Source organism: Pseudescherichia sp. (genome assembly GCF_031987975.1).
In the GTDB taxonomy this organism is placed as follows: Bacteria; Pseudomonadota; Gammaproteobacteria; order Enterobacterales; family Enterobacteriaceae; genus Pseudescherichia.
Map to the genome: position 1 here is coordinate 61,110 of NZ_DALZYX010000008.1, position 26,625 is coordinate 87,734.

23 protein-coding genes are annotated in these 26,625 nt (G+C 57.7%); 1 reads left to right on the forward strand and 22 read right to left on the reverse strand.

Going from position 1 to position 26,625, the window contains the following annotated elements; translation table 11 throughout:
• Positions 1–6: 6 nt before the first annotated feature.
• Genes wcaL through RTN40_RS15375 form a run of 19 tightly spaced genes read right to left on the reverse strand, consistent with a single transcriptional unit; the run spans position 7 to position 20,982 of the window.
• Positions 7–1,227, reverse strand: a complete 1,221-nt coding sequence (wcaL, locus tag RTN40_RS15285) for a colanic acid biosynthesis glycosyltransferase WcaL (RefSeq protein WP_312229207.1) — start codon at positions 1,225–1,227, stop codon at positions 7–9.
• Positions 1,224–2,501 carry a colanic acid biosynthesis pyruvyl transferase WcaK gene (wcaK, locus tag RTN40_RS15290; protein ID WP_312229208.1) on the reverse strand — a complete coding sequence of 426 codons (1,278 nt, stop codon included), beginning with the start codon at positions 2,499–2,501 and terminating at the stop codon, positions 1,224–1,226. Before wcaK ends, wcaL begins: the two co-directional genes overlap by 4 nt.
• Before the next feature lie 25 nt (positions 2,502–2,526).
• Complete coding sequence (locus tag RTN40_RS15295; protein WP_312229209.1) at positions 2,527–4,005, reverse strand: MOP flippase family protein; 1,479 nt, start codon at positions 4,003–4,005, stop codon at positions 2,527–2,529.
• A gap of 11 nt (positions 4,006–4,016) precedes the next feature.
• Entirely contained in the window at positions 4,017–5,411 is a 1,395-nt protein-coding gene (wcaJ, locus tag RTN40_RS15300) for an undecaprenyl-phosphate glucose phosphotransferase (protein WP_312229210.1), read from the reverse strand.
• A gap of 49 nt (positions 5,412–5,460) precedes the next feature.
• Positions 5,461–6,831, reverse strand: a complete 1,371-nt coding sequence (gene cpsG / locus RTN40_RS15305) for a colanic acid biosynthesis phosphomannomutase CpsG (RefSeq protein ID WP_312229212.1) — start codon at positions 6,829–6,831, stop codon at positions 5,461–5,463.
• Positions 6,832–6,885: 54 nt separating this feature from the next.
• A complete protein-coding gene (gene cpsB, locus RTN40_RS15310; protein WP_312229381.1) occupies positions 6,886–8,328 on the reverse strand; it encodes a mannose-1-phosphate guanyltransferase in 1,443 nt (480 codons plus the stop codon).
• Positions 8,325–9,542, reverse strand: coding sequence for a colanic acid biosynthesis fucosyltransferase WcaI (gene wcaI / locus RTN40_RS15315; RefSeq protein WP_312229213.1), 1,218 nt, complete (start codon positions 9,540–9,542; stop codon positions 8,325–8,327). The genes cpsB and wcaI overlap by 4 nt, the downstream gene beginning before the upstream one ends.
• On the reverse strand, positions 9,539–10,012 hold the full coding sequence (locus RTN40_RS15320; RefSeq protein WP_312229214.1) for a GDP-mannose mannosyl hydrolase: 474 nt from the start codon (positions 10,010–10,012) through the stop codon (positions 9,539–9,541). The genes wcaI and RTN40_RS15320 overlap by 4 nt, the downstream gene beginning before the upstream one ends.
• A gap of 2 nt (positions 10,013–10,014) precedes the next feature.
• A complete protein-coding gene (locus tag RTN40_RS15325) occupies positions 10,015–10,980 on the reverse strand; it encodes a GDP-L-fucose synthase (protein ID WP_312229215.1) in 966 nt (321 codons plus the stop codon).
• 2 nt (positions 10,981–10,982) lie between these two features.
• Positions 10,983–12,104, reverse strand: a complete 1,122-nt coding sequence (gene gmd / locus RTN40_RS15330; RefSeq protein WP_312213173.1) for a GDP-mannose 4,6-dehydratase — start codon at positions 12,102–12,104, stop codon at positions 10,983–10,985.
• 27 nt (positions 12,105–12,131) lie between these two features.
• On the reverse strand, positions 12,132–12,680 hold the full coding sequence (gene wcaF / locus RTN40_RS15335; protein WP_312229216.1) for a colanic acid biosynthesis acetyltransferase WcaF: 549 nt from the start codon (positions 12,678–12,680) through the stop codon (positions 12,132–12,134).
• Between the two features lie 15 nt (positions 12,681–12,695).
• Positions 12,696–13,442, reverse strand: coding sequence for a colanic acid biosynthesis glycosyltransferase WcaE (gene wcaE, locus RTN40_RS15340; RefSeq protein WP_312229217.1), 747 nt, complete (start codon positions 13,440–13,442; stop codon positions 12,696–12,698).
• 12 nt (positions 13,443–13,454) lie between these two features.
• Positions 13,455–14,675 (reverse strand): colanic acid polymerase WcaD, encoded by a 1,221-nt coding sequence (gene wcaD, locus RTN40_RS15345; RefSeq protein WP_312229218.1) that lies wholly within the window; start codon positions 14,673–14,675, stop codon positions 13,455–13,457.
• On the reverse strand, positions 14,650–15,867 hold the full coding sequence (gene wcaC, locus RTN40_RS15350; protein WP_312229219.1) for a colanic acid biosynthesis glycosyltransferase WcaC: 1,218 nt from the start codon (positions 15,865–15,867) through the stop codon (positions 14,650–14,652). Before wcaC ends, wcaD begins: the two co-directional genes overlap by 26 nt.
• On the reverse strand, positions 15,864–16,355 hold the full coding sequence (gene wcaB, locus RTN40_RS15355; protein WP_312229220.1) for a colanic acid biosynthesis acetyltransferase WcaB: 492 nt from the start codon (positions 16,353–16,355) through the stop codon (positions 15,864–15,866). Before wcaB ends, wcaC begins: the two co-directional genes overlap by 4 nt.
• Complete coding sequence (wcaA, locus tag RTN40_RS15360) at positions 16,355–17,200, reverse strand: colanic acid biosynthesis glycosyltransferase WcaA (RefSeq protein WP_312229221.1); 846 nt, start codon at positions 17,198–17,200, stop codon at positions 16,355–16,357. Before wcaA ends, wcaB begins: the two co-directional genes overlap by 1 nt.
• A gap of 28 nt (positions 17,201–17,228) precedes the next feature.
• Positions 17,229–19,391: a tyrosine-protein kinase Wzc gene (wzc, locus tag RTN40_RS15365; protein WP_312229222.1), complete on the reverse strand. Its 2,163-nt coding sequence runs from the start codon at positions 19,389–19,391 to the stop codon at positions 17,229–17,231.
• A gap of 2 nt (positions 19,392–19,393) precedes the next feature.
• The gene (wzb, locus tag RTN40_RS15370; protein ID WP_312229223.1) at positions 19,394–19,837 is read right to left on the reverse strand and encodes a low molecular weight protein-tyrosine-phosphatase Wzb; all 444 of its coding nucleotides are present in this window, start codon (positions 19,835–19,837) and stop codon (positions 19,394–19,396) included.
• A 5-nt stretch (positions 19,838–19,842) separates the two neighbouring features.
• Positions 19,843–20,982 (reverse strand): polysaccharide export protein, encoded by a 1,140-nt coding sequence (locus RTN40_RS15375; RefSeq protein ID WP_312229224.1) that lies wholly within the window; start codon positions 20,980–20,982, stop codon positions 19,843–19,845.
• 476 nt (positions 20,983–21,458) lie between these two features.
• Here RTN40_RS15375 and RTN40_RS15380 point away from each other — a divergent pair, with 476 nt between their 5' ends.
• Positions 21,459–23,039: a TerC family protein gene (locus RTN40_RS15380; RefSeq protein ID WP_312229225.1), complete on the forward strand. Its 1,581-nt coding sequence runs from the start codon at positions 21,459–21,461 to the stop codon at positions 23,037–23,039.
• A 103-nt stretch (positions 23,040–23,142) separates the two neighbouring features.
• Here RTN40_RS15380 and asmA read toward each other — a convergent pair whose 3' ends face one another.
• The 3 genes from asmA to udk all read right to left on the reverse strand — a co-directional run bounded on the left by asmA (position 23,143) and on the right by udk (position 26,376).
• Positions 23,143–24,993 carry an outer membrane assembly protein AsmA gene (gene asmA / locus RTN40_RS15385; RefSeq protein ID WP_312229226.1) on the reverse strand — a complete coding sequence of 617 codons (1,851 nt, stop codon included), beginning with the start codon at positions 24,991–24,993 and terminating at the stop codon, positions 23,143–23,145.
• 41 nt (positions 24,994–25,034) lie between these two features.
• A complete protein-coding gene (dcd, locus tag RTN40_RS15390) occupies positions 25,035–25,616 on the reverse strand; it encodes a dCTP deaminase (RefSeq protein WP_042389830.1) in 582 nt (193 codons plus the stop codon).
• Positions 25,617–25,734: 118 nt separating this feature from the next.
• On the reverse strand, positions 25,735–26,376 hold the full coding sequence (gene udk / locus RTN40_RS15395) for a uridine kinase (RefSeq protein ID WP_103819136.1): 642 nt from the start codon (positions 26,374–26,376) through the stop codon (positions 25,735–25,737).
• Between the last annotated feature and the right edge of the window lie 249 nt (positions 26,377–26,625).

A 26,625-nucleotide genomic window follows, 5' to 3' on the forward strand; every position in this document is an offset into this window, starting at 1 on the left:
TCTGGCTTAGAGCGCTTGCAGCAGCGTGGCAAGCCGCTGGTTAATGATCTGCTGATTGAACTCGGTCTCGACTTTCTCCCGCGCGCGGGTTACGACAGGAACCAGAGACTCCTGCTGGATAGCGCTCAGCGCCGCCAGCCGGTCCGCAAGCGCCTCGGGATCGTTCTCCGGCACCAGCCAACCGGATTGGTCGGCGTCAATCAGCTCCGGAATACCGCTGTGTACGGTGGAGACCACCGGCAGGCCCACCGCCATCGCCTCCATCAGCGCTACCGGGATCCCTTCCATATCGCCATCCGCACCGGTGACTGAAGGCAACAGGAAGATATCGGCCTCGTCCAGCATCGCCTTCACCTCGTGGCTCGGCTTGAAGCCCGGCATTTCAATCATCTCCTGCAGATCATATTTTTTGATCATGTCGCGCAGGCGTTGCTCCCATGGCCCGATGCCCAGAATGCGATAGTGAAAATCAATGCCTTGCTCCTTGAGCAGACGACAGGACTCAATGGCCACGTGCAGTCCCTTCTTCTCGGTCAGACGGGCAACGGAGATGATATTCAGCCGGTTCGCTGGTGCCTGCACCGGCCGTCGGGAGAAGCGTGACATATCCACTCCCATTCGCGAGACGGCAATCTTATGCGCCGGGCAGCCCATATTCATTAACCGTCCGGCCCACAGTTCGCTGATGGGCAGCATCAGGTCGCCCCGGCGGAAGAGCTGCTGATATTCCGGCGTGTAGTGGCTGAGCACCGCCCGGCTGGAGACGTCGATGCCGTGGAAGACGGTAGCAATTTTCCCATTCAGCACGCCCAGCTCGCGCAGCTTGGCCGCCGTGACGCCCGCCGGGCCAAAGTGGGCGATAAAGACATCGGCATGGAACGTGCGCGGCGCAAGGCCGCACATCGCCGCCAGGATCAGGTTGCGCGCCTCGGCTCCGTAGCGCCCGACGTTGAGCGCCCGCCAGGTTGCGCCCCGCCCTGCCCCACGCAGCAGCGCCGCACCGCGATAGCGCAGCTTCGCCAGCTTGCCCTGCGGCTCGTCCAGCAGCCAGTGGGTTCTCTCCGCCAACCGATAGTGCTGAAATGCCGCGTGGGTATTGCTCAGATCCCCTTTATGCATCGCCACGATTTCAACGTCGTAGCCCATCTCTATAAAGGCGACAATCTGATCCAGCACGAAGGTTTCCGACGAGAGGGGAAACTTCAGCAAAAAGAAACTGACCTTCATTTACCCTCCCGGACGCGCTTCAGCACCGACTCCACCATCTCCATGCCGTGCTGCCGCTCGTGCGCCACGGCATCGCTGAGACGCTGCTCCAGGGCCGGAAGCTGGCCAAGGGTGTCAGCCACCATCGCCTCCAGCGAGCCGTCCAGCAGGTGACGAATATCGATCGCCATTTCCGGCATGCCCAGCTGCTGCATAATGCCCGCCGACTTGTGTTCGTAGTTGATAGCGATCGCCGGGGTGCCAAAGTTCATGGAGATAATGGCCGAGTGCAGGCGGGTTCCCACGGTCAGATCGCAGGCGGCAAAGATTTTGCCCATCTCAAGGTCGTTCAGCTCGTCCATCACCACGTGATAGCGCGAAGGATCGCTGACGTGCTCGCGCAGGTTGAGCGCCACCATGCGATCGTCCTTGTTGTAGCTGTCGATGCCGGTACAGGTCGAGAGAGCCAGCACCTGGTAGCCGGCATCAATAATGCGGTTCACCACCCCGGCAAAGGCCTGCTCGTAGGCTTTCTGCGTAGTGCCGAGTCGCTTGTCGAAGGGGGCCAGCTCACGCAGGGTAATGGCGACCGTTTTCTCTTTTGCCGCCACGTCGAGCCAGTGGGCGACTGCATAGCCCGGCACAAAGGCCTCGTCGTGATCCACCAGCCAGGCGGTATCCACCCCCTGCTCGACTTTCGCGGTGGTGATCTGGCTGTGCTCCATCAGCTCAAGGCTGACGCGCTCGCGGAGGATCAGCGCGTCGCAGTGGCCGAAGACGTAGTTCGCCAGCTGGTTGAACTGGGCGTCCTGGAAGGGACCAACGCTGTGGCCGATCATATAGATCGGTTTTTTCGCCATAAAGGTGCAGAGGGCATGCTCAAACTGCGGTACGCCATAGAGATCGACAAAGAATGAGCCGCCCACCTGAATGATGGCGTCGTAGCCTGCCAGCAGGCGGACAAAATCAGTGAAGCCCTGGGCGATGGCAATGTTACGCAGCTTGCCGCTGTCGGTGACCCGGGAGAGCAGCACCTGATGCTGGTAGCGGCGGCGCAGGACCTTTTTGACCCGTCCCATCAGCCCGGCGGCGTTGTTGTGCTGTTTCATCTGGCTATAGAGCGGATCGCCCATCACCGGGCGGTTCAGCAGCCAGGAGGAGCTAACCGGGTAGCGGCTCATTACGTCCACTTCGGCATCTGGCTCCAGCACGGAAATTGCGTCCAGCAGCCCGCGCAGGATGGCACTGTCGCCACGGTTCCCGCAGGTATGGTTGCCCAGAATCAATAGTTTCATTATGACCTCATTAGACGAAATTAGATTAGCCCGCCCGCAGGAGCGTTCTTAATTTTTCATTGCGGCATAGCTGGCGTTTGATCTCCACCACCAGCGCGTTACGCGACAGCGCGAGGGTGACCGCAAACGTCAGCGCCCCGGCGGCGATCTGGACGATCAGCAGGGTCACCAGCGGCAGATGGCCGCTCAACGCCAGTCCCAGCCCATAGCTCACCGCCAGCATCGGCAGCGACAGGTAAAACGGTAGCCAGAGACTCAGCACATACTGGCGGTAGCTTGGGCCGAGCACCGGCCTAATCATGACGAAGTAGCTCAGCACGGTATTGATAATCTGCACCAGCAGGAAGCCCAGGGTAACGCCCAGCGCTCCCGCCAGCTGGCCGCCGATAATGATGGCTGGCACAAATAAACAGGTTTTAAAGACGTTGAATTTAAAGCTGATATCAACCCGCGCTTTAGCCATCAGCAGGGAGCCAATCGGGTTCCCCACGGCACGCAGCAGGCCGACGATGCACAGCAGCTGCAGGATGGGGATAATGCCGCGCCATTTCTCGCCAAACACCAGCGGGACCATGTTATTGGCGACCACCATCAGGCCCAGCAGCACCGGGAAGTTGATGATCCCCACCGCCGACAGCAGCTTGTAGAAGTTCAGCCGCAGCTTTGCCGTATCGTCCTGAATTTTGGCAAAGGCCGGAAACAGAACGCGGGTGATGATGGGGTTCAGCTTCATCGGCGGCACCACCGCCACGTTGTAGGCGAGGTTATAGCCCCCGGCAACGCTGGCCCCGAGAATGCGCGCCAGCACCAGCGTGGAGAGGTTAGTGTTGACGTAGTTGATGACGCTGTCCGCCGTCAGCCAGGCCCCGAAGCGCAGGTTGGCGCTGACCGAGGCAAGGGAGAAGTGCAGGCCCGGACGGTAGATTTTTCGGCCGAAGAAGCTAAACAGCAGGGTGCGCACGACAGTGTTGACCAGGTAGCCCACGATGGCGGTCATCGCCAGCGGCCAGAACCATGCGCCAACCACCGTCACGCTAAACCCCGCCACGACGGAGAGCGTTTCGATTGCGCCAATTTTGCCGAACTCTAACTCTTTTTGCATCAGAGCGCGGAACTGCTGGCCGTGGGGGATCGCCACAAAGGCCAGCGACAACGTTTTGATCAGCGGGGCGATGTCCGGGTTGTGCAGCACCCGTGCGAGGGTATCGCTCAGCAGGAACATCGTCACGCAGACCAGCAGCCCCAGCCCGACGTTGAGCCAGTAGAGGGTGGTTAGCTCCAGCTGGCTTATCTCTTTGCGCTGGATAATCGAGTTGGCGATGCCGAAATCGGACAGCGTATCGGCGAGGGCGATAATCGTCAGCGCCACGGTCAGCAGACCAAACTGATGGCTGTCGATAATGCGCGCCAGCCAGGTCATCTGCACCAGCCCGAGGCCAATGATCGTTACGGTGGCCATCGCTGACCACTTGGCCCCGCTCAGGGTTTTCTCTCTCAGGCTCACAGTGTACTCACTCAGTAGGCCGCTTTGTTAACAAAGCCTTTGAAAATGGTCAGGAAAACGATTTTGATATCGAACCAGAGGCTCCATTCGCGAATGTACTCCAGGTCAAATTCGATCCGTTTTTCCATCTTCTCCAGGGTATCGGTCTCCCCGCGCCAGCCGTTGATCTGCGCCCAGCCGGTAATGCCCGGCTTGACCTTATGGCGCAGCATATAGCCCTGGATCAGCGTCCGGTACTGCTCGTTATGGGCGACGGCGTGCGGGCGGGGACCAACAATCGACATGCCACCGGTCAGGACGTTAATAAACTGCGGCAGCTCGTCGAGGGAGGTGCGGCGCAGGAAGTTGCCGACGCGGGTGACGCGCGGATCGTTCTGCGTCGCCTGGGTGACTACGCTGTCGTTCTCCATCACCTTCATGGAGCGGAACTTCCACACCATGATCGGCTTGCCGTCCATGCCGTAGCGGGTCTGACGGAAGATCACCGGACCCGGCGAGGTGAGCTTCACGGCAGCGGCAATGCTGAGCAGCACCGGGGAGATCATCAGCAGGATCAGCGACGACAGCACGATGTCCTCGACGCGCTTCAGCACTCGATTCAAGCCGGAGAGCGGCGTGTCGTACAGCGGCACTACCGGAATGCCGTTCATCTCCTCAATGCGCGAGTGGAGAATGTTAAAGGTAAAGACGTCCGGAATGAGGATCACCGAGCAGGTGGTATCCGCCAGCTCGTTCACCAGCGTTTTAATGCTGGCAGCGTCGTTCATCGACATGGCGATATAGACGTTATGAATTTTGGCGGCCTTAGCATCCTCAATCAGCTGCTCAATATTGCCCGCCCAGTCCGCCGAGACGCCCTCGGGACGCACGTCGTGATAGACGCCCACCACCTCGAAGCCCAGCCACGGCTCGTTACGGAAACTCTCCAGCAGCATCTGGCCCACGGGCAGATCGCCCGCGATGGCGACCCGCCGGGTGTTATACCCCCGGTTACGCAGCCAGCCTGCACCGAAGCGGATCAGCGAGCGGCAGACTACTAAACCAATGCTGCTCAGTACGTACCAGGCGAGAAACAGCGAGAAGTCGTCATTAAAATCTGAATTAAAGGCCATCAGGCCGGCGCTGAAGATCAGGCTCAGGGTCCAGTTTTGCAGCAGCAGCACCAGCTCGGTGGAGATTTTTACCCCGCGCCACGAGCGGTAGAAGTCGGTCATACCGCCAATCATCTGGAAAACCACCAGCGCCATCAGCGCCATCAGCAGATGCAGATAGAAAAAAGGTAAGGCGTTTGCCTTACAAACCACCCAAAGCCCACCAAACAGGATGGTGATGTCCGAAAATCGCTGCACCATAGAGATTAACGATGCATTCGTTTTGGCTCGCTCGCGCTTTTTTAAGTTTGTCATCGTTGTTCCTGTTCATTAATGCCCTCTCCGGAGAGAGGGCTCGCAACGGCTATCTGTCGAGCAGCGCCAGAATTTCCCGCGTCTTCGCCTCCATCAGCGAGGGATCGCCGCACGACTCAACGTTGAGGCGCACCACTGGCTCGGTGTTGGAGGAGCGCAGGTTAAAGCGCCACGATGGGAAGGCGACGCTGAGGCCGTCGGTACGGTCAATCTCCTGCGCCCCGCTGGCGAAGTGCTGTTCCACGCGGGCAATGGCCTGCGCTGGTTCGCTGAGGGTACGGTTGATCTCGCCGCTGGCCGGAAACGCCGCCATGCGATCGCGCACCAGCGCCGACAGCGGCTGGCCGGAGAGGCACAACAGCTCGGTGACCAGCAGCCACGGGATCATGCCGCTGTCGCAGTAGGCGAAATCACGGAAGTAGTGGTGGGCGCTCATCTCCCCGCCGTAGATCGCATCTTCGGCGCGCATCCGCTCTTTAATGAAGGCGTGGCCAGTTTTGGACATCACCGGCGTGCCGCCAGCCTGGGTCACTACGTCCACCGTGTTCCACGAGAGACGCGGGTCATGGATGATCTTCGCCCCGGGGTGCTTCTCCAGAAACGCCTGGGCCAGCAGGCCAACGATGTAATAGCCCTCGATAAACTGGCCGTCACCGTCGAACAGGAAGCAGCGATCAAAGTCGCCGTCAAAGGCGATGCCCATATCGGCACCGTGCTCAACTACCGCGTCGCGGGTACTGTCCCGGCACTCCGGCAGCAGCGGGTTAGGAATACCGTTCGGGAAGTTGCCGTCCGGGGTGTTGTGCACTTTGATAAAGGTCACCGGCACCTTCAGCGCCTGGAAACGCGCCTCAATGGCGTCGATTACTGGCCCTGCCGCGCCGTTACCGGAGTTGATTACCAGCTTTAACGGCTTGAGATTCGCGATGTCGATATAGCCCAGCAGGTGGTCGATATAGACGTCGCGCAGGTCGATCTGCTTATAGCTGCCGCGCTTTGCCGGATTAACCGGCGGGAAGTCGTTGGCCTCGGCCAGGCGTTGCACGTCGCGCAGGCCAGTGTCCCCGCTGATTGGGCGCGCACCCTTGCGTACCAGCTTCATGCCGTTGTAATCCATCGGATTGTGGCTGGCGGTGACTTCGATACCGCCGTCAATGCCGAGATGGAAGGTGGCGAAGTAGATCTCCTCCGTGCCGCACAGGCCAAGATCGAGCACGTCCACCCCGGCGTCCTGCAATCCCTTCGCCAGCGCCAGCTTCAGCGCCTCGCTGGTCAGGCGCACGTCGCCCCCCAGCACAATGGTTTCCGGCTTCAGGTATTCGCCATAGGCGCGGCCAATGCGCCAGGCGATCTCTTCATTCAGCTCCGTACCCAGCCTGCCGCGAATATCGTAGGCTTTAAAACAGGTTAATTTTTCCATAATGGCCTCCATAGGCCCGACTGGCGCAGCGCCGCCGGGCAGAGTTAATGCGTATTAAACTCGCCCGTAGCGGTCTTCAAAGCGCACCACGTCGTCCTCTTCGAGATAGCCGCCGGAGCGCACCTCAATCAAATCCAGCGGGATCTTGCCGGGGTTCTCCAGGCAGTGGGTCGCGCCGAGGGGAATGTAGACCGACTCGTTCTCGCCGATCAGGCGGATCTCGTCGTTGATGGTCACCTTTGCCGTGCCCGCCACCACAATCCAGTGCTCGGCCCGGTGGTGGTGCATCTGTAATGACAGTCCCTCCCCCGGCTTGACGGTGATGCGTTTCACCTGGTAGCGATCGCCGGAGTCGATGGAGTCATATTTGCCCCATGGACGGTAAACCTCGCGGTGAATATGGTGCTCGTGGCGGCCATCGGCTTTGATCTGCTCAACCACCTTTTTGACGTCCTGCACCGCGTTGCGGTCGGCGATCAGCACCGCGTCTTTGGTCTGGACGACCACCAGATCCTTGACCCCGACGGTGGTCACCAGCCCGGATTCGGCGTAGACATAGCTATTTTCGGTTTTGTGGCTGATGACGTCGCCGTGGTGGACGTTTCCCTCCGGCGTATGGGGACTGATCTCCCACAGGGAGGACCAGGAGCCAACGTCGCTCCAGCCTGCGTCCATCGGGACCACCACCGCATCGGCGGTCTTCTCCATCACCGCGTAGTCCACCGACTCCTCGGGGCAGGCGAGAAAGGCCTCTTCATCAACGCGGATAAAGTCGAGATCGGGATCGAGCGTGCGCATGGCGTTTTCACAGGCTTCGAGAATGTCCGGGCGGAAGCGCTTTAACTCTTCGAGATAGCGTCCGGCACGGAACAGGAACATGCCGCTGTTCCAGTAGTATTCGCCGCTGGCAACATAGGCCTGCGCCGTTTCAAGATTGGGTTTTTCGACAAACTGCGCCACTTCGAAGGCCACGGCATCGATCCCGCTCTGGCTCACCTCGCCGCGGCGAATATAGCCGTAGCCGGTCTCCGGCAGATCCGGCACGATGCCGAAGGTCACCAGCTTGCCGCTTTCGGCATAGGGCATCGCCGCCCGCACCGCGTCACGGAATGCTTCTTCCTGTTGAATCACGTGATCGGCAGCGAGTACCAGCAGAAGCGGATCCGCCTCCGGGCTGTTGCGCGTCGCCGCCAGTGCCGCGAGGGCGATGGCAGGCGCGGTGTTGCGTCCCGCCGGTTCGAGAATGATGTTTTCGGTTAGCTTGTTGAGCTGACGCAGCTGCTCAGCAACGATAAAGCGGTGCTCCTCGTTGCAAATAACCACCGGGCTTTCGCACTCGACGCCGTTCAGGCGATTAATCGTCGCCTGCAGCATCGTCAGCTCGCCCTTCAGGCAGAGAAACTGTTTGGGGTAGAGCACGCGGGAGAGCGGCCACAGGCGGCTACCCGAGCCGCCAGCCATGACTACCGGAAAAAGGGTTGTTTGATTCATGATTATCCCTGGATATCGGCAATAAATTGGCTTAACACGCTCTCTTTCTCGAGCGTGCGTTCGGCATATTCACGTGCCACCGTGTTATTTTTAGGCAGGGCAAGCGCCTGCTCGATCCCGAGTATCAGCGCATCGACTGACTCCGGCTCCACGCAAACGGCAATGCCCGGGAACGCCGTGCAGAGCTGCCCCAGCTCGGTATCCGCTTCAGCAGTGATCACCGCGTTACCGCCTACCGCCAGAATGTTGGTTAGCTTGGAGGGCAGCACCGCGTCCGCCGCGCCGCGCTTCTGGATCACCAGATGGCAGTCGCCCATCTTCAGGAGGGCGGGCAGCGCCTCGTAGGGCTGTAGCGGGAAGAATTTGATGTTGTCCAGCCCACGCTCGCGGGCCAGTTTTTCCAGCCGCACCTTGCCGCCGCCATGACCGACAATGACAAACAGCATCGGCTGGGTGCGCAGCCGCTCTGCGGCCTCAATCACGCTCTCCAGGCCCTGCTTCTCACTGATGTTGCCGGAGTAGAGAACAATTCTTTTGTCATTCGGCAGGCCAAGGGAGGCGCGTAGCTGGGCAACCTCGCTCTCGCTGACATCACGAAAGCGCGCCACTTCCGACCAGTTGGGGAAGAAGATGACCCGCTCTTCGGCAACGCCCTTCTCCCGGGCTTTGTTCATCATTGACCGGGAGATGGTGGAGACGTTATCCACCCCAAGCAGGCCGCGGCGCTCAAAGGCGCTGGCCAGCTTCGCCAACTTGCCGCCCTTGCCCGCCATTCCCAGGCCGAGCATGGCGTCTACCTCATAGTCCTGAATGTGCAGCAGCGTGCGCGCCCCGGAGAGCTTCGCCAGCAGGCGCATCCCCGGCGTACAGAACAGCGTCGGTACTACGCCGATGATGCGATCCGGCTTCCAGCGGCGCTGGGCCAGCAGCGGAAAGAAGCTGCTCAGGGCAAAGCTGCCGAGGTGAACCAGACGCTTCAGGGTTGAGAGCTGCTTTGGCACATAGAGCGGACAGCGCCAGACGGTCGCCGCCCCCTCTTCCCGACGGTAGCGCCAGGCCGAGTAGCGTTCACCCACCTTCCACTCCGGATAGTAGGGCGGCGCGGTGATGACCCGCACGTCATGACCCTGGCGAGCCATCCACTCCACCATCTCGCCGGTGTACTTGCCGATACCGGTAAGCTCCGGCGAGTAGTTGATGCCGTACACGAGGATCTTCATATGCCAACCGCCTGACGGTCGGCGAGAAAGTACGCCCGGCTGTTATCGTGTACGTTTTCTTCCGCAATCAGCGCCTCTGGCGTCAGCCAGCGGTAGTCCTCGTGCTGCGCATCCGGCAGGGCCAGGTCCGCCTGGTTTACCTTCAGGCGGAAGCCGAGCACGATGTAGTGGGTGCTGAAGTCAGTGCCGGAGAAGTTGTCGTCATAGAAGTGCTGCCAGACGCCGTAAAACTCCCCCGCTGCCAGCGGCAGGCGAATGCCAAGCTCGGCCAGCGTCAGGCGCTCAAACGCCTCCGCCAGCGGCTCATCCTTCTGCACGCGCCCGCCGGGCACAAACCAGAAGCCCTGCGCCGGGCGGTTGGTCCGCTTGCCCAGCAGAAACTCGCCATTCGCATTCTCGACGATCAAATCGATAGAGATCAGCGGTGTGGCGCGCACCACGGTGGCAAAATCTTCCTGACGTAAAAACATGCCTACCCCCGGAACCGGTGCTGGTTTTCAAGGAACCACTGGTAGGTGCTGGCCAGCCCCTGCTCCAGCGAGATCTCATGACGCCAGCCCAGGGCGTGCAGGCGCGACACGTCCAGCAGCTTGCGCGGCGTACCGTCGGGTTTCGAGGCGTCAAAGACCACCCGCCCCTTAAAGCCCGTCACTTGGGCAAGCGTCTGCGCCAGCTCGCGGATGGTGCAGTCAACCCCGGTTCCGACGTTGATGTGCGACAGCATCGGCTCGGTGTTCTCCAGCCACACCTCGCGATCCAGCTCCATCACATGGATGCTGGCCGCGGCCATATCATCGACGTGGAGAAACTCGCGCATCGGCGTGCCGCTGCCCCACACCACCACGTCGGTGGCGTTCTGCTCGGTCGCCTCGTGGAAGCGCCGAAGCAGCGCCGGGATCACGTGGGAGTTGCTCGGGTGGAAGTTGTCGTGCGGACCATAGAGGTTGGTCGGCATCACCGAGCGATAGTCGCGGCCATGCTGGCGGTTGTAGGATTCGCACAGCTTGATCCCAGCAATTTTGGCAATGGCGTACGGCTCGTTCGTGGCTTCCAAAGTACCCTGCAGCAGCTCGCTCTCAGCGATAGGCTGGGTCGCCAGCTTCGGATAGATGCATGAGGAGCCAAGGAACAGCAGCTTGTTCACGCCGTGCATATGCGCAGCGTGAATGATGTTGCTCTCGATCATCATGTTTTCGTAGATGAAATCAGCCGGATAGGTATTGTTCGCCACAATACCGCCCACCTTCGCCGCCGCCAGGTAGACCTGATCGATACGCTGGTCAGCGAAGAAGGCGTTAACGGCGGCCGCATCCAGCAGGTTCAGCTCATCACGGGTGCGCAGGATCAGCTCGACGTTATCGCGCTGCTCCAGCTGGCGCACGATAGCTGACCCCACCATGCCGCGATGGCCAGCGACAAAGATACGTTGTTTACTCATGCTCAGGACTCCAGCGCGATGGCAACCTCGTAGCCGTGGGACTTCAGCAGCGAGTGTTTCTTAGCCGCTTCAAGATCCTTGGCTACCATCTCAGAGACCATCTCCTGCAGGGTGGTTTCTGGCTTCCAGCCCAGCTTCTCGTGCGCCTTGGTCGGATCGCCGAGCAGAGTCTCTACCTCCGCCGGACGGAAATAACGCGGATCGACGGCAACAATCACATCGCCTGCCTTCACGCCCGGTGCGTCGTGGCCGGTAACAGAAACCACAATGCCCTTCTCGTCTACGCCGGTGCCCTCAAAGCGCAGCTTGATGCCCAGCTGAGCGGCAGCCATCTCAACGAACTGGCGCACCGAGTACTGGACGCCGGTAGCGATAACGAAATCTTCCGGATGATCCTGCTGCAGCATCATCCACTGCATCTTCACGTAGTCTTTGGCATGGCCCCAGTCACGCAGGGAGTCCATATTGCCGAGATAGAGGCAGGACTCGAGGCCCTGGGCAATGTTGGCAATACCACGGGTGATTTTACGGGTTACGAAGGTCTCGCCGCGGCGCGGGGATTCGTGGTTGAACAGGATGCCGTTGCAGGCATACATGCCGTAGGATTCACGGTAGTTAACGGTGATCCAGTAGGCGTAAAGCTTCGCCACCGCGTACGGCGAACGTGGGTAGAATGGGGTGGTCTCTTTCTGCGGGATCTCCTGCACCAGACCATACAGCTCAGAGGTAGAAGCCTGGTAGAAACGGGTTTTCTTCTCAAGCCCGAGGAAGCGGATCGCCTCCAGCAGGCGCAGGGTGCCCATGCCGTCAACGTCGGCGGTATACTCCGGGGACTCAAAGGAGACCGCAACGTGGCTCATCGCCCCCAGGTTGTAGACCTCGTCCGGCTGCACTTCCTGCAGGATACGCGTCAGGTTGGAGCTGTCAGTCAGATCGCCATAGTGCAGATGGAATTTCGGGTTGCTGGCGTGCGGATCCTGATAGATATGGTCCACGCGCTCGGTATTAAACGAGGAAGCGCGACGTTTGATGCCGTGAACCTCATAGCCTTTCTCCAGCAGCAGCTCCGCCAGATAAGAGCCATCCTGCCCGGTCACGCCGGTGATGAGAGCGACTTTAGACATAGTTATTTTCTCCAGACTTATCAGAAATTATTCAGTTTCTACGCGTTCGCGTATCACCACTGCGGGATTGCCACGGCAGACGACATTGGCCGGTAGCGATTTAAAAACGCTGCTTCGCGCCCCTACCACCGTGCCGTTGCCAATCGTGACCCCTGGGGCAACAAACACATCCGTTGCCAGCCAGCACTTCTCGCCAATCACGATAGGCGTCGCGTTAATTGCAAAATGCGCGCTTAAATAGTCGTGACTGCCGGTACACAAATAACACTTTTGTGACACTACCGAATTAGCGCCGAGGGTAATCTCACCCAGCGTATATAAAACGGCTTCGTCTCCTACCCAGCTATAGTCTCCGAGGGTTAATTTCCACGGATAGGTGATCTTTACCGATGGGCGAATGACTACGTTTTTTCCGATTTTTGCGCCAAACAGACGCAATAAAAAAGCGCGCCAGCGATACATAACCTGTGGCGACCAGGCAAATAACGTTGCCTGCACCGCCCACCACAGCTGAACTTTAATAGCTCCCGCCCCCCGGAACCCTTTCGGCACCGAGAATCCTTTTAAATCCTGCATGGTTATCCCTTATATTTAGGCTTTGTGATATAAGGCTTTTGTCTTTCCGGTAGTGCGTACGCGTAAGAAATAAGAGAGCTGCGCCCAGAATCCTGGCACGCGCAATATCTTACGCTGAACTTTTCTGGCATCGTTACAGAGTTCAAGATTATTAGATGTTGAGACGCCGCCCATTGAAAATTCAGACACCAACCCCTTTACACGTTTAAAGGGATAGCCCGCTTTAAACATTCTGGCGGCCAGCGCATAATCTGATGAAACTTTATATTGCAGATCGTAAGGATACGTTTTTAAGCCGCTCACTGGGAAAAAGATCGCCTGATGGCTGGCAGGCAGGCTGTGATAGATATACCAGCCATGCTTGGCGCTGCGGCGTATTTTTGTACCGTCGCCAAAATCCAGCAGCGCGTCGCCAATATACATCGCCTTTTCACGCTCGTCCGCCAGCTGGCGAACCACGTCGGCAACATCCTCATGGAAGATATCGCCCGAATTGAGGAACAGGGCAAAGCGCCCTTCGGCCAGCGCCACGCCCTTGTTCATGGCGTCATAGATGCCGTTATCTCTCTCGCTAACAAAGCGTAAGTTATACTCACCGTTAAGATTTTCCAGAAACTCCCGGGTGCCGTCGTTAGAGCCGCCGTCCACCACAATCCACTCAAAAGTGATATCAGTTGCCCGGGCCAGGTGGGCCAGTGAGGCATGCGTTTTCACCACGCCCGCATAGTTACGGAAGGCAACGGTAATGACACTGAGCAGCATGTTTTTACCTCGTCAGGATTGAGTAATATTTAGCGCTTTGCGCAAAATAAACGGGCAAACGATCAAGAACGCGTATTCCGGGCTAAAAATCGAACCGGTAAAAAAGAGCGACACCGGCATAAAAAGATACAGCTGAACACGATAATTCTGATTATTACCAAATGCGTTGATCATCATTTTTAAGACTTTACTCATGTACCATACGGTCAGTACTACAGCGCACCATGAAAAATAAATAATCAGCAGATACAAGCCATTGTCTATTGTTTTTCCGACGTCCGCACCGTTAAAGATTCCGAATGATGCAACATATTCATAAAGTGAACCAAAACGTACTGCGCCATCAATATTGGTTAACGCGCTGCCGACCATCGCCAGCGGACCGATGATTCGATAATAGGAAGAGGAGCCTTCCGTACCGAGATCGCCGAGTCGTTCGGAAATATACGGAAATGCAAACACGATACCGACCATAAAAACGGCTAACGATATTATTGCCAGCGGCAGCTTTTTCTTAATCGCCTCTTTATTCAGATACTGAAACGCCCACTCCAGCAAATAAAACAGAATAAAGGTCATCACGCCGGAGAAAGAACCTGAAAGAACTATCCCTGCCAGAATCATACCATCAGTTTTAGGGGTCTTGATACCAAACTGTTTGATGCTCAGCCAAATTGAGATTAATGCCAGAGCGAAGAAAGCCGGTTCGAAATAGAGCGCCGTGGTTCGCTTCCCGCCGAACTTGATAAAATTCAGCACGTAGCTGTTGGAGTAGATCAGATATTTCGAAATGGTCTCCATCAGGCTGCTGCCGCCGGAGAGAATAATCTGCGCCATCTCCATTGCCGCCAGGGTCACTATCAGCCCCACTACCATGTAGAAGAAACGCAGGATCTTACGGTAGTTGTGGGGCGAGACGACCTTAAAGCGAATGCTCCACACCATGCCGATAATGATCACAATGTTAATAAACAGCAGCGTGGAGGTGGCATACTTACTGGCGTTAAACGACCGGCCAAACAGATAGTTGAAAACGGTTAGCCCGGTCCCTATCCCCAGCGCAATCAGCAACTTCTTCACGCTGATCTTATCGACAAAGAGCAGCAGCAGCACCGGTAAAAAGGTCACAATGGTGATGGGGAAGCTCTCCCCCAGCTGGGCTATTTTAACGTTGACCAGCAGGTAGGTCAGCGGCAGCAGCAGATAGCTACAGACTCTGATAGAACGCGACATACTCCTCCAGCATCTGCTCTCCGCTATAGGCCTGACGGCTGCGCGCTCTGAACGCCTCAAGCGAGGTACCAAACACCGCTTCGGCAATCTCCGCTTTTGGCCGCTGAACCAGCTCCAGCACCGCCTTCTCGTCAAAGGTTATGCCGCCGGATTTGCGCAGCACCTCATGCGCCGCGTCGCTGTGGGTGGCAATGACCGGCACACCAATCGACAACGCCTCGCACAGGATCAGCGGATAGTTATCGACCCGGGAGCTAAACACCAGGGCATCCATCTGGTTCAGCTCGCTCATCAGCTGGCGCTTGTCGGTTAAGAAGCCGTGATTAGTGACGTTCTCTCCTTCAAAAGGAGAGAACTTGCCAAAGGTGTGCAGCTCAATGCCATTGCCGAGGGCCATCATCTTTCGCACCAGCGCCTGGTTGGTTTTACCGTCGTAGCGCAGATCGTGAGCAACAACAGCAATTTTTGGTGCGCCCTGGGAGTGGGCTACCGGCGTTAGCTCAGCGAGGATCGCTTCGGTAGCGACATCGATACCGTTATTGATGATCTTGCAGCGGCCCCGGCCATAGATGCTGTTAAAGGCGTCGGCCACGTGCTGGCTGGGGGAGATAAAGTGACACCCGAGAGCAATCATCTCGCTGAACAGGCGACGCTTGCCCGCCACCAGGCTATGGGCGCGATCCACCTTCACCGGGGGATAGTTATCCAGCGTCGGGCACGCCTGGCAGTGCGTTTTCCACCCCTCGCAGCCGTCGGTAAAGGCGCAGCGTCCGGTCACGCTCCAGTGATCGTGCAGGGTCCAGACCAGGGTCACATCGCGCCGGCTGGCGGTGATCCGCTGGCAAAATGCGACTACCTTGTCCAGCTTTAGCCAGTAGCTGTGCATCACGTGAAAGTGCAGCACCACCGGCCCCTGGGCGCGGATAACCTCAAGATAGAGGTCGTTGAGATCGCCAAACATATCGCGATTGAAGAGGCGGAACAGCGCCAGATTGGCGATGGAGGTCAGGCGCGGCGTGTGCTTAATGACTTCTGGAAAGCTGTCGTGGCTCACGCTCTTCTTGCCGCCTTTGCCGTAGCCGTAGACGAAGCGCGAGCGCATTCCTTGTTGCAGCGCCCGCTGATGCAGGTCGAGGGCCACGCCAGCCGCGCCGCCTTCGGCCAAACGCACGTTGAACTGTAAAATATTCATTTTCTCACCTTCACCCGCGCTTTCTCTCCTACTACCAGCGCGTTATCCGGGACGCTGTCCAGCACCACGCTGCCCGCGCCGATGGTGACGCCGTTGCCAATGGTGATATCGCCAATGATGACCACATTTGCCCCCAGCTCCACGCCGTTACCAATGACCGGGCAGGCGAGGCTGTCGTCGCCCCGGTTGCCGATGGTGACGCCGTGGCGAATGGTGAAGTCATCCCCCGCCACAACGTTTTTATTGATCACTACGGCATAGCCGTGATGGATGGTAAAACGCCGTCCGATAGTGGCTGCGGCCTGGATCTCATAGCCAAACAGGCACTCGGTCATAAAGCGATAGAGCAGCAGCACCGGCGCGGCCCACACATTGTTAATGACGCTTTTTTTGCGCCACACCGAGCAAAAATGAGCGATACGGTAGGCCAGCACCATGCAGCAGGGGCGCAGGCTCCAGTGGTTAGCGCGAAAATCTTCCAGGCGCATTATTTACTCCGCAGCCCGTAGGCCAGCCGCTTGCCGTTGCGCAGAGAGAACAGGGTCAGCAGCGTGCGCAGGGTCATTCGCTTGTTGCGGATCTGGTAGAGCGTAAAGAGCTGGTACTTCTTGCTGGCCCGATCAAATTTATCTTTATGCTTGCGGTAGAAGTGGAAGTAGCCGGAAAATTTCTTCGGCGACGTGGTGATCTGCATCTCACCGTGGTTGACGTGCAGGATCTGCGTCGCCTCCTCGACCTTCCACGGCTCGCCATACTCCACTACCATTCGCAGGAAGATGTCGTAGTCCTGGGCCGCCTTCAGTTCTACGTCAAACAGGCAGGCTTTGAAGCGCGAGGCCAGCGTAAACACCTGGTTGCCAATAATGTTGCGCTTATAGAACAGCGTCCGCGAATAGGGCGACTTCGGGTAGAGCGGCAGACTAGCCGGCTGAGCATAAACTTCGCCCTCGCAAACGTAGTCGTTAGCATAAAGGAAGGCATGGGTCACCAGCTGGTGCTTATGCTCAAGAAAGACCGACAGGCGGTTCGGCGTCCACTCGTCGTCGTCATCGATACCGGTAATATAGTGGCCACGCGCCTGCAAAATGGCCTGGTTTCGCACCGCGCAGGCCCCGGAGTTGAACGGGTTACGGACGTAAGTCACGCGCGGATCGTTAAGGTCCGCAACGTACTGCTCAAGCTGCTCATAATTCGCCGAGCAGTCATCCACGACGATCATCTCCCAGTGCGGATAGTCCTGGCGTAAAACCGACTTGATAGCGCGGATCGCCAGCTGCTGACGGTTCCATGTCGGCATATAAATAGAGATCGTTGGGTAGTTGGCTGTTGTCATTTCTTTTTTCCCAGGTTGCCTGTAGGTCTTACTTAGAATCCGACTTATATTCGTATTCGTAATAGCCGTAGTCCTGATATCCCGTCGCCCGACGGAAGATAGAGTTCAGGATCACGCCTTTTACCTGAATACCGTTCTGCGCAAAGCGGCTCAGGCTGGTCTCCACCTCTTTCAGGGTGTTAACCGCATAGCGCGCCACCATCAGGGTGGTGCCGGCATGGCGTCCAACTACCGCCGCATCGGTTACCGCCAGGATCGGCGGGGTATCGATCAGCACCAGGTCGTAGCGGCTGCTGGCCCACGCAATCAGCTGCGAGAAACGTTCGCTCATCAGCAGCTCAGAAGGGTTAGGTGGCACCTGGCCACGCGGCACCAGATCGAAATGGGTAATGGCGGTCGGCTTCACGCAGCTGGAGAAATCGCCCTGCCCTGCCAGGATATCGGAGAGACCGTTGACGTTATCGGTGCCGAGCAGCTCGTGGGTGTAGCCTTTACGCATATCGCAGTCGATCATCAGCACGCGCTTGTTGGTCTGGCTGATCACTGCCGCCAGGTTGGCACAGACGAAGGTTTTCCCGATCGATGGGCTAACACCGGTCATCATCAGCACGTTATTGCTGGCCTGCATCATGGCGAAGTGCAGGCTGGTACGCAGGCTGCGGATCGCTTCAATAGCCAGGTCGGTTGGGTTACCCACCGCCAGTAGCTGGCTCTGCTTGAAGCGCTTGCTGCCTTTATGGGTATTGACGCTGTCGCGCGCTTTTTGCCACTCGGAGAGCGGAATGCTGGCATAGACGCTGATGCCGTTCTCCTCCAGCACCTGCGGACTCTCAATTCCACGGTTAAACAGCGAGCGCAGCAGCACGCCAACGATGGAGAGCATCAGGCCGAGAATAATGCTGCCGAGAATAATCAGCGCCTTCTTCGGCTTCAGCACGCCGGGCTGATCGATAGCCGGATCGACAATACGCACGTCCCCTACCGTACTGGCCTCGGTGATCTTCAGCTCCTGCTGTTTATTCAGCAGCTGCATATAGACCTGCTGCCCGGACTCCACGTCACGGGTCAGACGCACGATCTCCTGCTGGGTTTTTGGCATCGCAGAGACGCGCCCGCTGAGGCGACCCTTCTCCTCCTCCAGCGCGCGGCGTTTCTCCAGCAGCGTGCGATAGGCCGGGTGCGCTTTGGTATAGAGTTTGGAGATCTCCGCCTCTTTAAAGGTCAGCTCGTTAAGCTGGGCGTCAATGTTGACCATAGAGTCCAGCACCGCCTTAGCCTCCAGCGGCAGGTCTACCGAATCCTTATCCTGACGGAAAGCGTTAAGCTTGTTCTCCGCCTCATCGAGATTCGCCCGCACCTCCGGGAGCTGTTTCGCAAGGAAGGCCAGGCTTTTCGCCGCCTCTTCCGACTTACGTTCCACGTTCTGCGCCAGATAGTTACGGGTGATGCTGTTAAGAATGGCGCGGATCTGGTTGCGATCCTCACCGGTAAAGCTCAGGCTGAGTACGCCGGTATCCTTACCGTTCTCGGTCACCGACAGGTTATTTTGCAGATTATTGATCACGCCCAGCGTCGAGAATTTCGTCACCGTAAACTCGCTGCCTTCGGAGGCTTTAATCGCGCTAACCTCAAAGGTCACCCCCTCCTTTTGCAGCAGCTTGCCGACTTCGCCACGGGCGCTAAACCCGGCATCGCTGGTTAGCTGATACTGCTGCGGCCCCAGCACGCTGAGGGTAAAGATCTGCTCATTCGCGCCCTTGGGGAGCGTAAAGGTGGTCACCTTAACGGTTTCATTCTGGCGACCCTGTAAACGATCCCAGCCCGCGCCGAAGATCGGGAAGGTGTTTTTCGTCACGCCGATGTCGAGATCCAGATCGTCAACCGTTTTGCCCAGCACCATACGGGACTTAATCAGCTGGATCTCCGCATCCGAGGCGGGAGGCTTATTAGAGAGTGCGCTGTTGAGGTTCTGCACCAGCGAGCCGCCGGCGTCCTGCTCAATCTGTACCAGCGCATCGGCGCTGTAGATCGGGGTAGCGAACAATGTATAGACCGCCGCCGCCAGCGCAAACAGGGCCGTAATGCCCAGCACCCACCAGCGCGCCTCAATAATGGTTCCCACAAGGCGGCCGATATCGATCTCATCACCGCCCGTCTGTGGGGCAGCAGCATGGTGTAATTTCTCTGTCATGGTTATCCCTGCTGAACGTGCAACGCCTGCGCCCACTGGCGGGCCGAGCGATCGAGTAAGGTGTAGACGGCCTCAAAGGCCTCGCGGCTTTTGCGGTAGGGGTCTGGGATCTCGCGCTCGCCGTCCCAGTGACCGAACAGCATCACCTTGCCGCGCATCTCCGGTGCGATTTCACACAGCGCGGCAATATGGCGCTTCTCCATCACCAGGATCAGGTCATACTCCCGGCACATCCGCCCGGTAATCTGCCGCGCGCTGTGCCCGGCCAGCGACAGCTGATTATCCTGCGCCACGCTGGTCGCCGTTGCGTCTGCACCTTTACCTACCAGCGCTCCCAGACCGGCAGACTCCACCGTCAGGGCGGGCTGATAGTGCTTCAGCAGACGCTCCCCCGTCGGGGAGCGGCAGATATTGCCCACGCATACCACCAGAATTTTGTTAAACATGAGCGTTACCAGTTGTGAACGTCGCTGGCGGTGTCGGTCATGTAGCGAACGCCACTGATCGTCGGCAGCAACTGATTGATAAGGCGGTTCCAGCGGGTAACCGGCGCGGTAGTCACGTAGACCACGTCGTAAGGTTGAAGCCGGAACTCCGTCGCCATCACCAGCGAGGTGGCATCGGACATATCGAGCTGGTAAATATTGGCCATCTTGCCGCTGCGGCCGCCCTCGCCTTTCAGCGGACGGATCACAAAGATGCCGCTGGCATCCGACGAGGTGAGATCCAGACCTTCGGCCTGGCCCAGCGCTTCGGTCAGGGTCATGCCGCTGAAGTCCATCTTGAGGGTGCTCTGTTTTTTCACTTCGCCCATCACGAACACTTTCAGATCGTCATTGCGCGGCACGAACAGAATGTCACCCGGATAGAGCAGACGGTTCTGGCTCAGGTCGCCGTTTTGCATCAGCGCCTGCAGGGAGATACGCTGCTCGCGGCCCTCATGGGTGAGTACCACGTTGCGCCAGTCGGCGGCGTCGGTCAGGCCGCCGGCGGCGTTAATCGCATCCAGCACGGTAAGCGGCACGTTGGTAATGGCCTGCTGGCCCGATTTATTGACCTGCCCGGAGATATAGGCTTTCTGCGAGCGGAAAGCGGCGATATTAACGTCCACCTGCGGGTCGGCGATGTACTGCGCTAAGCGGCCGGTAATATCACTGCGAATTTCGCCAAGGGTTTTGCCCACGACGTGGACTCTGCCAATGTAGGGGTAGAACATGGTGCCGTCGGGCTGTACCCAGTTACCGGCGTCGCTGGAGCTGCGGTACTGCCCGGCGGGGGTGGTCAGTTCCGGGTGATCCCAGACGGTGACGTTAAGGACATCACCTGGGCCAACGCGGTACTGGTAGCTGGAGATCTCCTGGTCCAGCGACATATTAGGTTGGGCGACGTTGGGTCGGGGTCGAAGCTGTTCTACCAGTCGGGGAGTCAAAGGATAAACATTCACCATGCGGTCGAGATCGAAATCAGCATCTTGCTGTTTAATCACATCCTTACCCATTGTGGTCATATTGCTTCCGGGGAAAACCGTGCAACCACTCATCAAGGCCACAGATACCAATAATGGCATCAATTTCATTTTGGATTTCATCATTGATTATTTATCACTTTGGCAGAGTAATTATCCTGTGCAATTTAAATAGCGCTGCGTTCGCCGCACATTTAACAGAATGCATTTAATGTCTGTTAAATATAACTGGCATCAGTCCTAAAAAGCGCCTGGTCAAATGCAGCCGACTGATAGTATTAGCAAAGGTGATTAATACCCCTTATGATCCAGAGACATAACGTTAAACCACGGGCGGACAACGCCGGGCAGGACAACGGGAAAATAGTTTAGTAAAGTAGCGCGTTAACGCTGGAAGAATTGTTGCAGCTAAAGGAATTACAGGCAAGGTTCCGCTTTACCTGATGCCAGTTTTTAAGAATAAGATTAAGTCGCTATTTTTAGTGTTTTAGGAATTACTTCATATTGACAAAAAAAATAGACACTTTTACATCTGCGATATATCCTAATTTACATTCCCGCAGAGTCGGGTAATTATTTTTCTGGAGGGTACGAAACGTATTATGGAATGGATTGCCGATCCATCAATCTGGGCCGGGCTGCTGACGCTGGTGGTTATCGAGCTGGTGTTAGGTATTGATAACCTGGTCTTTATCGCCATCCTGGCGGAGAAGTTGCCTCCCGCTCAACGCGACCGGGCGCGGGTTACCGGCCTGGTGCTGGCCATGCTAATGCGTCTGTTGTTGCTGGCCTCTATCTCCTGGCTGGTGACCCTCACCACGCCCCTCTTCTCGCTGCGCGGCTTCAGCTTCAGCGCCCGGGATCTGATCATGCTGTTTGGCGGCCTTTTCCTGCTCTTTAAGGCCACCGTCGAACTCAACGAGCGGCTGGAGGGTAAGGACAGCGATAACCCCACCCAGCGGCGCGGGGCTAAATTCTGGGCAGTAGTGGCGCAAATTGTGGTGCTGGACGCGGTCTTCTCGCTGGACTCAGTGATCACCGCCGTGGGGATGGTCGATCATCTGGCGGTAATGATGGCGGCGGTTGTCATTGCTATCGCACTGATGCTGCTGGCCAGCAAGGCCCTGACGCGCTTTGTTAACAGCCACCCGACGATTGTCATTCTCTGTCTCAGTTTCCTGCTGATGATCGGCTTCAGCCTGATTGCCGACGGCTTCGGCTTCCACATTCCGAAAGGCTACCTGTATGCCGCCATTGGCTTCTCGGTAATGATTGAGGCCCTTAACCAGCTGGCGATCTTTAACCGCCGCCGCTTTCTCTCCGCTAACCAGACGCTGCGCCAGCGCACGACCGACGCGGTGATGCGCCTGCTGAGCAACAGGAAAGAGGATGCCGAGCTGGACGTAGAAACCTCCTCCCTGCTGGCGGATCATGATAATCACCAGATCTTCAATACCCAGGAGCGGCTGATGATTGAGCGGGTATTGAACCTTAACCAGCGCACCGTCAGCAGCATCATGACCTCCCGTCATGATATTGAGTATATCGATCTCAGCGCACCGGAAGAGGAGATCCGTGCCCTGCTGGATAAAAACCAGCATACCCGCATGGTAGTGACCGGTGGCGATGAGCATGAGGATCTGCTGGGCGTGGTGCATATTCTCGACCTCCTTCAGCAGTCGCTGCGCGGTGAGCCGCTCAACATTAACGTGCTGATCCGCCAACCGCTGGTCTTCCCCGAGGGGCTGCCGCTGCTGCAGGCGCTGGAACAGTTCCGCAACGCGCGGACGCACTTTGCCTTTGTGGTAGATGAGTTTGGTTCTATCGAGGGGATCGTAACCCTCAGCGACGTGATGGAGACCATTGCCGGCAACCTGCCGAACGAAGTGGAAGAGATTGACGCCCGCCACGACATTCAGAAAAACGCCGACGGCAGCTGGACGGCAAACGGTCACATGCCGCTGGAGGATCTGGTTCAGTATGTGCCCCTGCCGCTGGATGAGAAGCGCGAGTATCACACTATCGCCGGGCTGCTGATGGAGTATTCACAGCGCATTCCCAAAGTAGGGGAAGAGGTACAGGTGGGTGACTACCTGCTGAAGACGCTGCAGGTCGAAAGCCACCGGGTACAGAAGGTGCAGATTGTGCCGCTGGAGACAGCGGACGAGGAGTACGAAGTTTAACGCCGGGCGGCACTGCGTTTGCCCGGCCTACGGGAACTCGGTGCCGGTTGTATTTTGTAGGCCCGGCAAGCGAAAGCGCCGCCGGGCATCATCATGCAGAGTATTAGAGCTTATCGATCAGCTTCTTAATATCTTTACTGCGCTGGCTATCTTTGTTGCGATCCGCCCAGTCGTTAAGACGGCGTTTCGCCTCATCCTGGAGATGCTTACGTAGCACCTGATCCACCTGCAGATTGTAATTGAGCGCCTGCCATTTACCATAGACGCGCAGCGGGATCGGCGTGTCACGCAGGAACTCAATCAGCTTCCCGTCGCCTTTCCAGCCTTCAGTAACCTGCACGTTAAAGCGGGTATCACAGAGCTGTTTCACCAGGTCGAGCGTGCCCTGGCCGGAAAGATTCAGCAGCGCGGAGTGCCCCTGCATATCGTCGAGCGCCATCTGTCCGCGATCGAGGGTTAAATCAGTACTGAAGCTATCGAGCCGGGTCGCGCTATCGTAGTTCTGCTGCGCTTCTACATCGCTGCTGCGGGCCACCGCCTGCTGGATAAGCTGCTGGAAGTTCAGCCCCTCCATCCGGGTGTTAGCCATCTCAACGTGGGCGCTGCCCTGCCAGCTGCGACGAAACGCCTCGGCGTCCACTCTGTCGCCGTTAAAATCTCCTGCCAGAGAGAGCTTGCCGGTCAACGCCAACGGATAGTCAAAGGCTTTCAGTACCGTGCCAATCTCAACGTTATCAAGCTGCGGCTGAAAGGTGCTTTTCGGCGCTTTACCCCGGACATCAAGGCTGCCCGGCAGGGAGAGCGTGCCCTCCCCCAGCTTCCCGGTCAGGGTCGAAAGGGTTAACAGGCCCGCGTTATTGGTGATGTGGCTGCTGACATCGGTAAAGTCCATCCCCCGCCAGCGGGCTTTTTTCGCGGTCAGCGCCAGGTTTGCCGTAAAGCCGCGCAGGCTGCTGTAATCATCGCTGTCAACGTCCCGGGCAATAACAGGGCGCGGCAGCGTCATCAGGCTCTGGCCCTGCTGCGTCGCGGTGGCGTTGGTGGCCGGGTTAGTCACCGCGCCCAGCAGATTCTCCATGTTCAGATTGTCAAAGGCGAGATCCAGCGCCCAGTCGGGTTGATCTCCCAGCCTCACGCTGCCGCTGCCGGTCACCGCGCTGTCGTTGGCGGTCATAGTCAGCTGGCTAAAGGTGAGCTGCTTTTGTGCTTCCCGCCACTGGGCCTGGAAGCTGCCCTGCCCGGTAACGCCCTGGGCAGGCAGGTCGCCGCCCTGGAGCTGCCAGTTAAGCTGCTCCACGACGGCGGTCAGGTTATAGGGGTAGTCGGCGGCATTAACGTTCGCCTTTAGCGCCAGAGTCAGATCGCGCTGGTTGCGGTTAATCCGCCCGGAGAAATCCACGCTGGCATGGTAGCTTTCATCCTGATCCATTTTGAGATGGATATTACGCACCGTCACCTGCTCGTCATCCTTATGCTGGAAGACAAGCACGCTGTCGGCGATTTGCAGGTGGGAGACCGCCCAGGACCAGCCGCGATCGCTCTCCATCTGCGGCAGCGAGTTCTCCTGCGGCGCAACCGGCGCACCCTCAGGCTCCGACGCCTCGGTCTGCGGGGTAAGCTGAACAACCGCGCCTTTTAACATCACCTGCTTAACGTGCAGCTGATGGGAAAGCAGCGGCAGCAGCTCCACGTCCAGCCGCATATTGTCCGCCGTCACCAGCGACTGTGATGCGCCGGGCGCGGTCAGCGACATGCGTCCAGAGAGAATGCTCAGCCGGGGCCAGACGTGCCAGCGTAGCGGCTCGTCAAGCTTCAGCTGATAACCGCTGCGCGACTCAACCTGTCGCACCATGTAATCCCGAAAGTCGTTCGGGTTCACCAGCAGCACCAACGCAGAAAGGCCGGCGACCAGCACGACCAGTAAAATCATCAGCGTGGTTAACACTCTTCTCATGGCATCCTCAACGAGCAGCTATCACAAGGCGCAACAGGCGCTCAGTCTTTATCGATTCGGCTGGCCACCGCGCCCTGCTGATCGCGGTACTTTGCGTCCTGGCGACGGTTATAGGGGCGCGCGGCCGGACCGGAAAGCGGCTCAAAGCTGAGCGCGCCGATAAGCATTCCCGGACGCAGCGCCAGCGGCAGCTTACCGGAGTTATAAAATTCGAGTACGATGCAGCCAGACCAGCCCGGATCGATACGGTGGGCGGTGACGTGCACCATCAGGCCCAGCCGAGCCAGCGAGGAGCGACCGTCCAGCCAGCCCACCAGATCCGCAGGCAGGGTCACGGACTCAAAGGTCACCGCCAGCGCCAGTTCGCCCGGGTGCAGGAAGAAAGCATCACCTTCCGCGAGCACAATCTCATCGCTCATCACGCGATCCAGTGCGGCGCTCACCTCATCCTTGGGACCACTCAGATCGATAAAGGCAGCAGTGTGGCCACGGAAGGTGCGAAACTTGTTGCCCAGACGAACATCCACCGTCGCACCGTTGATGCGCTCCACCGGGGGGCGCGGAGTGATCGACAGGCGACCATCGTCCAGCCAGGCTTCAATATCGCGGTCACACAAACGCATAGCACTTTCTCCTTAGGTGCTGCCTGCCCGGCTAAGTTCGCCCTGGGCAGACAAGTTATCTCTGAACGGTACACAATTCGCGCCGTTTATTCAAAACCAGACGGCTCAAAAAACCCGGTTATTCAAAAAACTGGCTGATTTTGGCCTTGAGGATATCGATAGCAATGCGGTTTTTCCCGCCGCGCGGCACGATAATGTCAGCGTACTGTTTAGAAGGCTCAATAAACTGCAGGAACATCGGACGCACTGTCTTCTGATATTGTGCCATCACCGAGTCCATAGAGCGGCCGCGTTCGTTAACGTCGCGCTTAATACGGCGCATCAGGCAGATGTCCAGCGGGGTATCGACAAAGATCGAGAAGTTCATTGCCTCGCGCAGGCGCGCGTCGGTCAGCAGCAGAATGCCCTCAAGAATGATCACCTTCTTGGGTTCAATATGGATGGTCTCAGCGGTACGGGTATGCTCAACGTAGCTGTAAACCGGCAGCTCAATGGGATTGCCGCCTTTCAGCGTCTGCAAATGTTCGAACAGCAGATTGTGATCCATGGCGCTGGGATGGTCGTAGTTCGTTTTGACACGCTCTTCCATCAACAGGTGACTTTGATCCTTGTAGTAGCTATCTTCTGGGATAACGCCAATATGTTCATCACCAACCTGTTCGCGCAACTCGCGGTAAAGCGTACTGGCAATGAGACTTTTACCTGAAGCGGATGCGCCGGCGATGCCGATAATGACGCACTGATGGGACTTATCAGTCATAAATTTTGCGACCTGATTAACCTGGAAGTAAAGAAGGGAGACGCTATAGCGTCAAACGCGGCAATTATAGGGATTTCGCTCTCGTGATACCAGTCGAATGCGCAAACGTCTGCCACAACGGCTTCAATCCGGCATAATTACCTTTTCGCAAATTAAAACGGCTATTTTTCCAGCGTTCAGCCGCCTTTTTTGGCAGACTAAGTGATTAATAACACTATGATGTCAAATTATGAGCGGTCACCATAGGAA

Excerpts from the sequence above, each read along its gene's own strand:
- dcd (WP_042389830.1), bottom strand. The coding sequence starts at position 25,616 with ATGCGTTTGTGTGACCGCGATATTGAAGCCTGGCTGGACGATGGTCGC.
- RTN40_RS15325 (WP_312229215.1), bottom strand. The coding sequence starts at position 10,980 with ATGAGTAAACAACGTATCTTTGTCGCTGGCCATCGCGGCATGGTGGGG.
- wcaA (WP_312229221.1), bottom strand. The coding sequence starts at position 17,200 with ATGACAACAGCCAACTACCCAACGATCTCTATTTATATGCCGACATGG.
- udk (WP_103819136.1), bottom strand. The coding sequence starts at position 26,376 with ATGACTGATAAGTCCCATCAGTGCGTCATTATCGGCATCGCCGGCGCA.
- wcaL (WP_312229207.1), bottom strand. The coding sequence starts at position 1,227 with ATGAAGGTCAGTTTCTTTTTGCTGAAGTTTCCCCTCTCGTCGGAAACC.
- wzc (WP_312229222.1), bottom strand. The coding sequence starts at position 19,391 with ATGACAGAGAAATTACACCATGCTGCTGCCCCACAGACGGGCGGTGAT.
- wcaD (WP_312229218.1), bottom strand. The coding sequence starts at position 14,675 with ATGTCGCGTTCTATCAGAGTCTGTAGCTATCTGCTGCTGCCGCTGACC.
- RTN40_RS15380 (WP_312229225.1), top strand. The coding sequence starts at position 21,459 with ATGGAATGGATTGCCGATCCATCAATCTGGGCCGGGCTGCTGACGCTG.
- RTN40_RS15320 (WP_312229214.1), bottom strand. The coding sequence starts at position 10,012 with ATGTTTTTACGTCAGGAAGATTTTGCCACCGTGGTGCGCGCCACACCG.
- wcaC (WP_312229219.1), bottom strand. The coding sequence starts at position 15,867 with ATGAATATTTTACAGTTCAACGTGCGTTTGGCCGAAGGCGGCGCGGCT.
- wcaB (WP_312229220.1), bottom strand. The coding sequence starts at position 16,355 with ATGCGCCTGGAAGATTTTCGCGCTAACCACTGGAGCCTGCGCCCCTGC.
- wcaJ (WP_312229210.1), bottom strand. The coding sequence starts at position 5,411 with ATGACAAACTTAAAAAAGCGCGAGCGAGCCAAAACGAATGCATCGTTA.
- asmA (WP_312229226.1), bottom strand. The coding sequence starts at position 24,993 with ATGAGAAGAGTGTTAACCACGCTGATGATTTTACTGGTCGTGCTGGTC.
- wcaK (WP_312229208.1), bottom strand. The coding sequence starts at position 2,501 with ATGAAACTATTGATTCTGGGCAACCATACCTGCGGGAACCGTGGCGAC.
- wcaF (WP_312229216.1), bottom strand. The coding sequence starts at position 12,680 with ATGCAGGATTTAAAAGGATTCTCGGTGCCGAAAGGGTTCCGGGGGGCG.
- gmd (WP_312213173.1), bottom strand. The coding sequence starts at position 12,104 with ATGTCTAAAGTCGCTCTCATCACCGGCGTGACCGGGCAGGATGGCTCT.
- wzb (WP_312229223.1), bottom strand. The coding sequence starts at position 19,837 with ATGTTTAACAAAATTCTGGTGGTATGCGTGGGCAATATCTGCCGCTCC.
- wcaE (WP_312229217.1), bottom strand. The coding sequence starts at position 13,442 with ATGCTGCTCAGTGTCATTACCGTTGCCTTCCGTAACTATGCGGGCGTG.
- RTN40_RS15375 (WP_312229224.1), bottom strand. The coding sequence starts at position 20,982 with ATGATGAAATCCAAAATGAAATTGATGCCATTATTGGTATCTGTGGCC.
- wcaI (WP_312229213.1), bottom strand. The coding sequence starts at position 9,542 with ATGAAGATCCTCGTGTACGGCATCAACTACTCGCCGGAGCTTACCGGT.
- cpsG (WP_312229212.1), bottom strand. The coding sequence starts at position 6,831 with ATGGAAAAATTAACCTGTTTTAAAGCCTACGATATTCGCGGCAGGCTG.